General features: G+C 62.7%; 12 protein-coding genes. 4 read left to right on the top strand and 8 right to left on the bottom strand.

Translation table 11 applies throughout. The annotated features are described in order from the left end of the window. Window positions 1-158 precede the first annotated feature (158 nt). On the bottom strand, window positions 159-950 hold the full coding sequence (locus IEX97_RS12040) for an SDR family oxidoreductase (protein ID WP_188883321.1): 792 nt from the start codon (window positions 948-950) through the stop codon (window positions 159-161). A 246-nt stretch (window positions 951-1,196) separates the two neighbouring features. Between IEX97_RS12040 and IEX97_RS12035 the strand changes: the two genes are divergently transcribed. Both IEX97_RS12035 and IEX97_RS12030 read left to right on the top strand, forming a co-directional pair. After that, window positions 1,197-3,242, top strand: coding sequence for an aconitate hydratase (locus IEX97_RS12035; RefSeq protein WP_229776879.1), 2,046 nt, complete (start codon window positions 1,197-1,199; stop codon window positions 3,240-3,242). Then, window positions 3,239-3,772 (top strand): DUF7130 family rubredoxin-like protein, encoded by a 534-nt coding sequence (locus IEX97_RS12030; protein ID WP_188883320.1) that lies wholly within the window; start codon window positions 3,239-3,241, stop codon window positions 3,770-3,772. The genes IEX97_RS12035 and IEX97_RS12030 overlap by 4 nt, the downstream gene beginning before the upstream one ends. Here IEX97_RS12030 and IEX97_RS12025 read toward each other — a convergent pair. From IEX97_RS12025 to IEX97_RS12015, 3 genes are all read right to left on the bottom strand, one after another. Next, window positions 3,769-4,830: an aminoglycoside phosphotransferase family protein gene (locus tag IEX97_RS12025; protein ID WP_188883318.1), complete on the bottom strand. Its 1,062-nt coding sequence runs from the start codon at window positions 4,828-4,830 to the stop codon at window positions 3,769-3,771. The genes IEX97_RS12030 and IEX97_RS12025 overlap by 4 nt on opposite strands. Before the next feature lie 143 nt (window positions 4,831-4,973). After that, window positions 4,974-5,165 (bottom strand): hypothetical protein, encoded by a 192-nt coding sequence (locus tag IEX97_RS12020; RefSeq protein ID WP_188883316.1) that lies wholly within the window; start codon window positions 5,163-5,165, stop codon window positions 4,974-4,976. A gap of 154 nt (window positions 5,166-5,319) precedes the next feature. Beyond that, window positions 5,320-6,699: a glycine--tRNA ligase gene (locus tag IEX97_RS12015; RefSeq protein ID WP_188883315.1), complete on the bottom strand. Its 1,380-nt coding sequence runs from the start codon at window positions 6,697-6,699 to the stop codon at window positions 5,320-5,322. Window positions 6,700-6,923: 224 nt separating this feature from the next. Between IEX97_RS12015 and IEX97_RS12010 the strand changes: the two genes are divergently transcribed. Beyond that, window positions 6,924-7,709 (top strand): Cof-type HAD-IIB family hydrolase, encoded by a 786-nt coding sequence (locus tag IEX97_RS12010; protein ID WP_188883313.1) that lies wholly within the window; start codon window positions 6,924-6,926, stop codon window positions 7,707-7,709. Here the strand turns inward: IEX97_RS12010 and IEX97_RS12005 are convergent. Next, entirely contained in the window at window positions 7,702-7,956 is a 255-nt protein-coding gene (locus tag IEX97_RS12005) for a LysM peptidoglycan-binding domain-containing protein (protein WP_188883311.1), read from the bottom strand. The two genes, IEX97_RS12010 and IEX97_RS12005, sit on opposite strands and share 8 nt — an antisense overlap. A gap of 357 nt (window positions 7,957-8,313) precedes the next feature. Here IEX97_RS12005 and lexA point away from each other — a divergent pair, with 357 nt between their 5' ends. Further along, on the top strand, window positions 8,314-8,988 hold the full coding sequence (lexA, locus tag IEX97_RS12000; RefSeq protein WP_188883309.1) for a transcriptional repressor LexA: 675 nt from the start codon (window positions 8,314-8,316) through the stop codon (window positions 8,986-8,988). Window positions 8,989-9,059: 71 nt separating this feature from the next. Here lexA and glnA read toward each other — a convergent pair whose 3' ends face one another. The 3 genes from glnA to IEX97_RS11985 form a co-directional block, all read right to left on the bottom strand. Further along, a complete protein-coding gene (gene glnA, locus IEX97_RS11995) occupies window positions 9,060-10,403 on the bottom strand; it encodes a type I glutamate--ammonia ligase (protein ID WP_373289454.1) in 1,344 nt (447 codons plus the stop codon). 85 nt (window positions 10,404-10,488) lie between these two features. After that, window positions 10,489-10,872 (bottom strand): MerR family transcriptional regulator, encoded by a 384-nt coding sequence (locus IEX97_RS11990; protein ID WP_188883306.1) that lies wholly within the window; start codon window positions 10,870-10,872, stop codon window positions 10,489-10,491. A gap of 41 nt (window positions 10,873-10,913) precedes the next feature. Further along, window positions 10,914-12,206, bottom strand: coding sequence for a methionine gamma-lyase family protein (locus tag IEX97_RS11985; RefSeq protein WP_229776878.1), 1,293 nt, complete (start codon window positions 12,204-12,206; stop codon window positions 10,914-10,916). Between the last annotated feature and the right edge of the window lie 226 nt (window positions 12,207-12,432).

The raw sequence follows: 12,432 nt of genomic DNA, 5'->3' as shown, positions 1-12,432 counted from the left end.
GTCAAATAGTTTGATTTTCATATGAGTGATCCACTTCCCCTTGGGTTAGATTTTTTCGTGAGTTGACACGGAGGGAAGGGCCAAAACACACCACCCTCCGCACGGCTGCCTCACGGGCCCCGGTCCGCCTGGCAAACGGGACATGGCACCTCGCCGCATCACAGCGCCCGTACCATGCCGCCGTCCACCAAGATGGCCTGCCCCGTGATATAGCCGTTCGCAGCCGAACCTAAGAATACCGCCAAGGCTGCAAACTCGTCCGGAGTTCCATAGCGTCCGAGCGGAATCTGGCGGGCCATCTCCGCCTCCACCTCGCGGACGTCGCGGCCGGATAACTGCGCGCGCCGGGCGTCCAACGCCTCCACCCGCTGCGTGCGGATCCGCCCTGGACCGAGGGTGTTGACGAGGATGTTGTCGGGGCCGAGCTCTATCGCAAGCGACTTCGCCAGCCCGTGGAGCGCCGCGCGCAACGTGTTGGACAAGATGAGGTCATCGACCGGCTGCCGGATGGAAGACGAGGCGACGTTGACAATGCGCCCCCAGCGCTGCCGCCGCATATGCGGCAAGACGCCCCGGATGCAGCGCACAGCCGACATGATGACCTGGTCGAACCCCTGGTACCACGCCGCATCTGCGATGTCGTCAAACCGACCCGGCACCGGTCCGCCCACGTTGTTCACCAATACGTCGACACCACCCGTCTTGGCGAGGACCGCATCCAGCATGCCCTGGGTCTGACGGGGGTCGGTCAGGTCTGCGGCAAACGGCCAGACGTCCTTGTTTCCCGTCTCGCGCCGGATGTCTGCCGCCGCTTGCGCAATCCGCTGTTCATCCCGGCTCACCATCGCCACGCGCGCGCCTTCGGCCGCAAACCTGCGTGCGATGGCAAAACCCAAACCGCGGCTGGACGCACACACCAACACCGACTTGCCGGCAAGCCCCATGTCCATGATGTGCTCCTCCTTTCCAGGTTCGGTCGTCCCCGCGTGCATGAACCCCCCGCCGCAGGACATACGCAAGCTGCATACACCGCGGGCACTTGGCCTATCCTATCCGGCGGCGGCTCTCCATTCATTGTAGCGGATCCCGGGATATGTCTGCGGCGTACGGCGGCACCCGGCGCATCCGGCCCCGCCGCGTGCTTCGGGCGCGGCGCACTCCGTACAAGCACCGCCAGCGCGAGGGAGGACATCACCTTGGGCGATAGTTTGACCATGAAAATTCTGCGCGAGCACTTGGTCTCGCCCGCCGGTTCCCCGCAACCGGGCCAAGAGATCCTCATTCGTGTGGATCACACCTTGACCCAGGACGCCACCGGCACCATGGCGTACCTCCAGTTTGAGGCGATGGGCGTCCCCAGGGTCCGGACGCGCCTCTCCGTGAGTTATGTAGATCACAACATGTTGCAAACCGGTTACGAGAACATGGACGATCACGTCTTCCTGCAGACGTTCGCCGCCAAGTACGGGATTTACTTCTCCCGCCCGGGCAACGGCATCTGCCATCAGGTGCACCTGGAGCGGTTTTCCGAACCCGGCAAGGTGTTACTCGGTTCCGATTCCCACACGCCGACCGCCGGCGGTGCCGGCATGCTCGCCATCGGTGCGGGCGGGCTCGACGTGGCGGTCGCGATGGCGGGCGGCCCCTTCGGTTTGCCCATGCCCCGCATCGTCGGTGTTCGCCTCATCGGCAAGCGCCAGCCGTGGGTGGCGGCGAAAGACGTCATCCTCGAGATGCTGCGCCGGCTGACGGTCAAGGGCGGTGTCGGCAAGGTCTTTGAATACCACGGCCCCGGTATCCGCGACCTGACGGTCCCCGAGCGTGCCACCATCTGCAACATGGGAGCAGAGCTCGGCGCCACGACGTCCATCTTTCCAAGCGACGACATCACGCGCGCGTTTCTGCGTAAGCAGGGACGGGAAGCGGCTTGGCGGGAACTTTTGCCCGACGAAGACGCCCACTACGATGAGCTGATGGAGATTGACCTGTCGACGCTGGAACCGCTCGTGGCACAGCCGCACATGCCGGACCGGGTCGTCCCGGTGCAAGCCGTCGCGGGCCTTGCCCTCGACCAGGTCTGCATCGGATCGTGCACGAACTCCTCGTACCACGATCTCGCCATCGCCGCGCACGTGCTGCGCGGACAGCGGGTGGCCCCCAACGTGCAGATGACGCTCACCCCCGGGTCGCGCCAGGTGTTCGCGACCATCGCCAAGAACGGCATTCTGGCCGACCTGATTGCAGCCGGAGCGCGCATCCTTGAGGCCGCGTGCGGGCCATGCATCGGCATGGGTCAGGCGCCGAAGTCCGGCGGTGTCAGCCTGCGCACGTTCAACCGCAACTTCGAGGGCCGATCCGGCACACCCGACGCCAAGGTGTACTTGTGCAGCCCGGAGACAGCCGCCGTTTCCGCCCTGTACGGCGTCCTCACCGATCCGCGCACCTACCCGGGCGGCTACGTGACGGAGCGGGAACCGGACGTGTACGACACGGACGACGAGGGCATGATCCTCCCGCCCGCGCCCGACCCGGAGCGCATCGAGATTGTCCGCGGGCCGAACATCAAACCCTTGCCTGTGCGCGGACCGCTGGAGGAGACGTTGCAAGCGAAGGTGCTGCTCAAGGTCGGCGACAACATCACCACCGACCACATCATGCCGGCTGGATCGAAGATATTGCCGTTGCGCTCGAACATCCCGGCCATCAGCGAGTACGTGTTCGTCCGCATCGATCCCGGCTTCCCGCAACGGGCAAAACAGGCGGGCGGCGGCATCATCGTCGCGGGCGCCAATTACGGCCAGGGATCAAGCCGCGAGCACGCCGCGCTCGCGCCGATGTACCTAGGTGTCAAGGCGGTCATCGCCAAGTCGTTTGCGCGCATTCACCGCCAAAACCTCATCAATTTTGGCATCCTGCCCCTCGTCTTTGCCAATCCGTCAGACTACGATGCCATCGCCCAGGATGACATGCTCACCATCGAGCACGTACGGGATCAACTGCGGCAGGGTCCGGACCTGACGGTATCGGCGCCTGGGGGGAGGGTGATTCGCGTGCGCTGCGAGGTTTCCGACCGGCAGCGGGAGATCTTGCTTTCCGGCGGCTTGTTGAACCACGTGCGCCAGCACCAGGGCAGCGAGCATGCCACGCAGGCGGCGGCGAGCCACCTGGCGAGTGCAACCATGGTGGCGAGCAACGGACAGTTCCGGCCCGGCAAACCGCTGGCGGAGGAGGTGCATGCATGAACGCGCGCGAAGTGATGCTGACCATTCCGGTGGTCCTGGCGCCGGACGACACGGTCGCCGCCGCGGTGCACAAAGCATCGGCGAGCGATCTCGACATCTTGCCCGTGGCGGATGCGACCGGTCGCTTTCTCGGCGCCGTGTCGAAAGCGGATCTGGTCCGCCATGCGCATGACCCTGACGCACGCGTGGGTCAGCTGGACAGCGCCGACATCTTGGTGTGTCACCCGGACCATCCTTTGGAACGCCTCGACCACGACCCGATGTCGTCCGTGCCGCACCGCACGGTGGTTGTCGTCGACGAACACGGCCGTCTTTGCGGCATGGTGCCCTGGGTGAACTGGGCGGTCGACGAAGCGCGGACGCAGAGCGGTCACCCGCGCAGTCCGATGGAGGTGCGCACCTTGTCGATGCATCTGCACTGGCGCTGCCTGGACTGCGGATATTTGTCCGCGCGCGCGGAAGGGACGCCTGTGCGCTGTCCGCACTGCGGCGCGGAACAAAGCGCGTTCGCCCTGCACACGGAGGATTAGGGGACGGACGCAAAGCCGCGCGCCATGGCGCGATCCGGGTGCGGCAACTCCCTGAGGTGGGCGAACAGTCCGTGCACGGTCTCATGGGTTTGCCGCACCATCGCCGCGGCCGGGAACCGCGCTTTGTGCCAGTCGTCCGCAATCCGCGTGAGGATCCACAACAGGTGCGTGATCGCATACCGCCGGTACCCTGCCAACCAGCGGCCGGGGCGGCCCCGTGCCGCTTCCGGGCGCTGGCGGAGGTACCATGCCAACGCCGCGCGATGGGACATCGGCCGCACGAGCGGAGTCGTCGGGCTGGTCGCGTCCAGCAGTTGAAATAAATCAAAGTACGGCGAATCCGGGTGGAGATACTCCCAGTCGATGAGGTACACCCGGCGATCGCGCAGCGACCACATGAAGTTGCCCAGATGCAGGTCGCCGTGGCACACCGCCGGCTCATCCCGCGTCCATCTTGGCTCCCAGAGCGGGGCGATTTGGTACGCCGTCTTGAGACGGCGCGCGGCGGCCCGCGGCGTCCTTGCCGCGGCGAGGACATCCGCGACCTTAGCCCAGTCTGTCCGCTGCAGGTCTTCCATCACCTGAACCATGGCGGGGGTGTGCGACGTGCATGCATTCCCTGCGGGCCCGAGGACCTCGAGGTGCGTGCGGTGCAACGCCGCCACCATGGCCAACCCTTGCCGCAAACGGACTTGGTTTCTGCCAATTGGAACCAAGGCATCGTCGGCGTACGCGACGTACGCCCACGGCAAGATGACCCCGTCCGCCACCACCCTGGGTGTACGCACCGGCAGACGGGGCACGACCGTCTTGGCGAGGAATGCCTCACGCTCGATGTCCGACCGGTGTTGGGAAACCTTGACCACGCACCGCTGGTTTCCCGCGCGGATGCGGACCACGACCGCGCGTCGCGTCGCCGCCAAGCGGGTCACAGCCGCCGTGGCGGGGAACCCCAAGCGCTGCAAAATCGGCAGCCAGTCTGCAGGCGCGGGTTCAGTCGCCAAACGCCACGCCGCCGTGGCAGCGGGGAGAGAGGAACGCGGCCGCACGGAATCCATCGTATCCACCTCGTTTGGGTGTTGTTTCCGCAGCCGGCGCACATGGCGAGGGGATGACAAGACACGGGTTTGACGGACTTGTGGATGAAAAACAGGAAACAGGGAGCGTCACGGCTCCCTGTCCGGGTGGTTGTGGCACCTTGTCACCCATTCGACCGGCGCACCAGGTGACGCACATTGGCGCGGTGAACAGCCTTCCATGGGATGGGGACGATGACCGTGTCATCGATGATTCGGTTCCGGTACTGGATCACCGATTCATACTCCCCGTTCCGCTGGAGCGCACCGACCATGGTCAACGCGTCGTTGTGATTGGCCGTGTGCTGGTTTGACATAGGTCCAACACCCCCGCCTTTGTTGTGCCCAGACCCGTTCATCCCCATGCAACGCCGGGTGAGGCGGATGAAATACATTCCCCTGCACGCCACCCCGGACACATCACCACCCGCCCCGTCCTGCGGGTCGCCGCGGACGATGCGGCGGCAGCACTCAGATCCGCGTATGCGCACGCAGCCAATTCGCGATGTCCGGGATGGGCAAGCGCACCTGTTGCATCGTGTCGCGATCGCGAATGGTGACGCAACCGTCTTCTTCCGATTGGAAGTCATACGTGATGCAGTATGGTGTCCCAATCTCGTCATGACGGCGGTATCGTTTGCCAATCGAACCTGTTTCGTCGTAATCGACCACAAACTCACCGACCAACTGTTCGTACACCTGACGCGCGCCCGCGGCGAGCTTCTTGGACTGAGGGAACACAGCCGCTTGATACGGCGCGAGCGCGGGATGAAAGTGCAACACCGTGCGCGTCGTGCCGTCCGGCAGCGTCTCTTCCTCATACGCGTCGGCCAGGATGGCGAGCAGCAAACGGTCGACGCCGATGGACGGTTCGATGCAATACGGGATAAACGGCTCCTTGCCCTCTTCCGTCACGGTGAAATCCTCATGGGAATACGCCTGGTGCTGGCGCAGGTCGTAATCCGTGCGGTCGGCCACCCCCAACAACTCGCCCCATCCAAACGGGAAACGGTATTCAATGTCGGTCGTGGCAGCGCTGTAATGCGACAACTGTTCCTTGGCATGGTCGCGAAAGCGCAGGTTTTCCCGGCGGATGCCGAGGGAGACGAGCCAATCGAAGCAAAACTGACGCCAGTATTGGAACCACTCGAGGTCTGTGCCTGGTTCACAGAAGAACTCGAGCTCCATCTGCTCAAACTCCCGCGTGCGAAAGATGAAGTTGCCCGGCGTGATCTCGTTTCGGAAACTTTTTCCAATCTGGCCGATGCCAAATGGCAACTTTTTCCTCATCACCCGTTGGACATGCTTAAAATTGACGAAAATCCCCTGGGCAGTCTCGGGCCGGAGAAATACCTCGCTCGAGGCATCCTCCGTCACGCCTTGGAACGTTCGAAACATCATGTTGAACTGGCGGATGGGCGTAAAGTCGTGCGCGCCGCAGTCGGGACAACGAATGTCGTACGTGCGGATGATGGCCTCCATCTCAGCAAACGGCAGACCATCCACCGACCGCTCGATCCCTTTTGCCGCCAGTGCTTCTTCAATCAGTTTGTCGGCGCGGTGTCTGGCTTTGCATGCCCGGCAATCGATCATCGGGTCATTGAAGTGGCTGACGTGACCGGACGCGACCCAGACCTGCCGGTTCATCAAAATCGCGGCGTCGATGCCGACGTTATATGGCGACTCATGGATGAACTTCTTCCACCATGCCCGCTTGATGTTGTTTTTCAACTCCACGCCGAGAGGGCCGTAATCCCACGTGTTGGCGAGACCTCCGTAAATGTCCGAGCCAGGAAAGATGAAGCCGCGGTGTTTTGCGAGCGCGACCAGTTGTTCCATGGTGACTGCCATACGAACCCTCCGTTCACGCGACGACACTTAACCGCTATCATACTGAAAAAGTTGGTATCGTGCAACGTGAGGAGAGCAGGACGACCCATGGTGTCCCGATTCTCTCGACGCTTTGCCAGCCGACGCGAAGGTGTACGGGTGTATCTATTCGGGTGTATATAATAGGAGCATATGCATCGAGCGCAGCCGGCAGGGAAGGCGAGCATGACGAAGGGAAGGCGAGCATGACAGAGATCCGCATCGTGTTCCTCGACATCGACGGGACGATTTTTCATCGTGGACAGTTGATGCAAAGCGCCGTGAGGGCAGTGCAGAACCTCAAGGCACGAGGCATTCCGGTGGCACTTTGCACGGGAAGATCCGCACTGCACGCGCGACACATCGAGCGTGCTTTAGGTGTCGACTATGCGGTCTACTTTAATGGCAGCTTGGTTCGTGCCAAAGAGCAGTTCATCTTCGCGACACCGCTCGCACCGGATGTCGCACGCCGTGTCGTCGACTTCTGCACCCGGCACCGGTTGCCGCTCATCCTGCACACGGACGCCGAAGCCGTGGTGTTCGACCCGATTCCCGAACCATTCCACCCTATCCTGGAGGCGTACGATTATCCGCCCCTCGTCATGAAGGACCGGAAAGCGTGGGAAGCCGAGCGTGTGCCGGTCTTTCAGTTCAACGTGTTCATGGACCGCGCATGGGATACGTTCGTGCAAACACACTTCCCGGAGTGCCTGTTGTACCGGTGGGATGAGCAAGCGGTCGACTTGCAGAAACGCGGGTCGGACAAATCGGTTGGTGCGGCAAAACTGCTCGACCACTTGCGTATACCGCCGGAGCATGCGGTCCACATCGGGGACAGCGGCAACGATGTCGGCATGTTTCGCACCGTCGGCATCGCGGTCGCCATGGGTAATGCACCGGAGTCCGTCAAGAGGTGTGCGACCTTTTCAACGCGGGCGGTCGATGAAGACGGCGTCTATTGGGCCTTGCGCCGCTTGGGCGTGCTCACCTGACCCACATCAAGCGCTCCCCTGGAACCAAGCGCGTCGCATCCGACAGGTGGTTGGCTGTCTTCAAGGCGTACACAGCACGCCTTGGGTCTTCTCCCGGATACAACCGCACCGCAATGCGCCACAACGTATCGCCCGGCTGGACGACGTAGACATGAACGCGGCTCGGATGTGCACCGGCCACCCATTCCGTGTCCGGATACCGGGCGACCATCCATGCCAATGTCCAGGCAAACGCATAGAACCACAACCATCTGCGCAGGTTTCTGAACCGGTTGCCATCATGGTGTGTCCTCCCTCGCCGTCTTCCGGTGACCCGCGGCGTCCCCCAGGAAGGACCTCCACGGCTCCATGCACCGGCGCGGCGGACATGTGTCATCCCCATCGCACACACCCCCGAACAAACGTTCTTATCGCTGTCAGCCTATCACCGAACGTATGTTCTGTCAAGATGGATACGAACACACGTTTGCAATCTCCTGTCTCTTCCCGTATGATGGAATACGCGTACACATGGGCGTGCATTCCGCAGGTTTGCACCGCCGGGCGGTAACAGGTTCCTCTCGTGCTGCCCGCGGGCGCAACGCTGCGCGGAGAGGGAGAGACGATGCCGGATTTGACACGCCGTCAACGTGAGATCCTTGATTTTATTCGAAGAACCGTCGCGGAGAGAGGTTATCCTCCGTCGGTGCGCGAGATCGGTGAAGCGGTGGGTTTAGCTTCCAGTTCCACCGTCCACGGTCACCTGGAACGACTGCAGGCCAAGGGATACATCCGCAGGGACCCGACCAAGCCCCGGGCCATCGAACTGCTCACAGGCGAAACCGCAACGCGGCCGCGCGGATTGCACGTGTCATCTCCGGATCGCCAAGACACGGCACCGGATGGCGATGCGAACGAAGTCTACTGGGCTCCCGTCGTGGGCAAGGTGACGGCGGGTGTCCCCATCACCGCCATTGAGCACATCGAAGAATTCGTTCCTCTGCCGCGCGCTTGGGTGAGGGGCAGAGAACTGTACTTGCTGCGCGTACGGGGGGACAGTATGGTCAACGCCGGGATCCTGGACGGGGATTACGTGGTTGTACAGAAGCAGGAGACGGCACAAAACGGGGATATCGTCGTCGCGATGACCGAGGAAGGAGAAGCGACCGTCAAGCGCTTCTTTCGCGAAGCGCACCGGGTGCGGTTGCAGCCGGAGAACGACCACATGCCGCCGATGTATTATCCGAGCGTGCGCATCCTGGGCAAGGTGACGGGCGTCCTGCGCTGGTTCCACAACTAAACGCAGGGCGCCCGGACGACCCGCCGGTCGGAGCATAGGTCCTGCGGGTTTCTCCTGTCTTTTTCCATCCCTCAGTACATGACGAAGTACTGCTCGCGTTCCCACTCCGTCACCTGTGTGCGGTAGACGTTCCACTCGATGCGCTTGGCTTCAATAAAATGGCGGCAGACGTGTTCTCCGAGCGCCTCGCGCAACACGGCGTCTTGTTCAAATTCGTCCAAGGCTTGCTCAAGGTTTTCCGGCAGGCTGCGAATGCCCATCGCCGCTTTCTCCTCTTCCGTCATGATGTAGATGTTGCGGTTGACGGCCGGCGGCAGCGGCAACCTGCGCTCAATCCCGTCCAAGCCCGCGGCGAGCAATGCGGCGATGGCCAGGTACGGGTTGCATGCCGGATCCGGGCTGCGCACCTCAATCCGCGTGCTCAGCCCCCTCGCCGCAGGCACCCGGACCAAAGGGGATCGGTTGCGCGCCGACCACGCTACGTAGTTCGGCGCCTCAAACCCGGGCACCAGCCGTTTGTAGGAATTGACCAACGGGTTGCAGACCGCGGTGAACGCGGGCGCGTGCGCCAAGATGCCAGCCAGGAACCACTTGGCGACCTGGCTCAATCCCAGCTCGTCCGACTCATCGTAAAACGCGTTTTGCCCGTTCCGGAACAGCGAGAGATGGCAATGCATCCCGGACCCGTTGATGCCAAATACCGGCTTGGGCATAAACGTCGCGTGCAAACCGTGTTGGCGGGCCACCGTCTTGACCACCAAGCGGAAGGTGGAGATGTTGTCCGCGGTCTCCACCGCCTCTGCATATTTGAAGTCAATCTCATGCTGGCCGGGCGCGACTTCGTGGTGGGACGCCTCAATCTCGAATCCCATCGCTTCGAGCGTCAAGACGATCTCCCGCCGGCAGTTTTCGCCGAGATCGAGCGGTGCCCAGTCGAAATACCCGCCTTCGTCGTTCACCTCTTGGGTCGGCTTGCCCGACTCGTCCAATTTGAAAAGGAAAAACTCGGGTTCCGGGCCGACATTGAACGCGTCAAACCCCATGGCGCGCGCCTTTTCCGTAACCCGTTTGAGCACCGTTCGCGGGTCCCCGTCAAACGGCCGGCCGTCCGGCAAGTGAATGTCGCAGATCAGCCGAGCCACCCGTCCCTGGGGTGCGTCCCAGGGAAACACCAACCACGTCGAGCGGTCCGGAACCAGGTACATGTCCGACTCCTCGATGCGTACAAATCCCTCGATGGAAGAACCGTCGAACATGATCCGGTTGTCGAGGGCCTTCGGCAGTTGATCGACCGGAATCTCCACGTTTTTGATGACGCCGAGCAAGTCGGTGAACTGCAGACGCACGTAACGGACGTTCATCTGGTCCGCCAAGGCCAAAATTTCCTCTTTGGTCAGTTGCTTGCGCAATCCCATCCACTCCCTTCCGTCATCGTATCCCACACCGGGCCTTCGGGCCAGGGTAAACGCTTACGCGGCCACGCATCGGAACATGACCTGTTCAGCGGCGCCGGTAAAACCGGGAAAGGTCTCCTTGAAACAGGGAATCGGTCCGTCCCACCGGACCTTCCAGCAATTCCTGCTGCAAGCGCTTGTACAGTTCCTCATCCGTAGGTTCTTTCGCCCCGGCCGGCCGCGTGACGTACGGAGTCATCAGGCGTTCTTTGATCTTCGCCATGTTCAGCCCCTCGTCGAGCAAGCGCCGGATCTCCATGAGCCGTTCGACGTCCGCGAACGAAAAGAGCCGCTGCTTCCCTTCCGAGCGTGCCGGCGTCACCAAACCGTGCTGCTCGTAGTAACGAATTTGCCGCGCGCTGAGCCCCGTCAGTTTTTGTACCACACCAATGGAAAACAAAGGCAGCTGCCGCCGTTCGCTGAGGTCCATGTGCGGGAACCCCCTTCCTCACCGTTCGTATTCCCATGGTACTATGCTTCCATAGTGGCTGACAACGGACCATGGCTCCACCGTCCCTCTTCACGCGACCGCAGGATAGCTTCCGCAACACGCGCGATGGTCAAGCAACCGTGTTCATACGTCAAACCGCCTTGAAAATATCCTGTGTACGGTGGACGCAACGGCGCGTCCGCCGTCAACTCCAGCGATCCGCCCTGGATGAACGTCCCCGCCGCCATCACGACGTCGTCCTCATACCCTGCCATCGGCGCCGCGTGCGGCGTGACGTGGGCGTCGACCGGCGCGCTCGCCTGCACCGCTTGGCAAAACGCGAGCAGCTCCCTGGGTGACGAGAAGCTCACCGCGAGGATGAGGTCAGCACGCGGGTCGTCCCATCGCGGTGACACCCGCAGGCCAAGGCGCTCAAACACATACGCCGCGAGGACAGACACTTTTAGCGCCTGGCCCACGACGTGCGGGGCCAGAAACAACCCTTGCGCGAGCGGGCGCGTCATGCCGAGGGTGGGTCCAACCTCCGCGCCGATGCCCGGCGCACTCCATTGGGCTGCCGCCTGCTCGACAAGGCGGGCGCGGCCAATGACATAGCCGCCCGTCGGCGCCAAACCGCCGCCCGGGTTCTTGATGAGCGACCCCATGACCAAGTCTGCGCCCACCGCCGTCGGCTCCATCGTCTCGGTGAACTCCCCGTAACAGTTGTCGACCAGGATGATGATGTCATCCCGCCGCGCCCGCAGGCTGCGGAAAACCTTCCCCAGCTCCTCGACTCCAAACGCCGGCCGTGCCGCGTATCCGCGCGAGCGCTGAAAGAAGACGACCCTGGTCCGTTCCGTCAGGCGTTCCAACACCGTGTCCGCATCGATCCGCCCGTCCGGCGTGAGCGGGACCACGTCGTGGCGAATGCCCCACTCCGCCAGGCTGCCCGGTGCATCGCGCATCCCGACGACCGCTTCCAGGGTGTCGTACGGCTTCCCGGTCGCGAACACCACCTCATCCCCCGGGCGCAACACCCCGAACAAGGCCAGGCGAATGGCGTGCGTGCCGGAGACGATCTGCGGCCGTACTAACGCGCGCTCTGCGCCAAACACCCGGGCGAACACCCGCTCCAGCTTGTCCCGCCCTGCATCATCGAGCCCGTAGCCCGTCGATCCGCTCATATCCGCCTCGCTCCAACGCTCAGCCCAGAATGCCTCGAGCACCTTGCGCTGGTTTTCGAGGGCAATCCGTTCAATCCGCTTCATGGCCGGCTCGGTCGCCGCCTGACCTTCCCAGATCAACTCCCATGCGCGCGCGCTTGTGCTCGTCACAGCCAGGTTGTCACTCCTCGTCCGTCTCCGTCGCGGGTCTTTGCCCGCCTCGTTCCTCGCTGTATTGTAGCACACCGCCGGGATCGAGCGGAGGCACCGCGATCACTCACTTAAAATCTAACTGAAAGGGGTCCAGATCACTCAAATCGAAATCTAACCGAAGGGATCGTTGTGCGAATGTCATTGAAGAGCCGCCGTGAGTATCTGACCAGCATGCGCGAACGCT

This window comes from Paenalicyclobacillus cellulosilyticus, from assembly GCF_014647315.1.
GTDB classification, from domain to species: domain Bacteria; phylum Bacillota; class Bacilli; order Alicyclobacillales; family Alicyclobacillaceae; genus Alicyclobacillus_J; species Alicyclobacillus_J cellulosilyticus.
The sequence above is the reverse complement of the archived record's forward strand: the minus strand, read 5'-3'. Positions and strand labels throughout refer to the sequence as shown.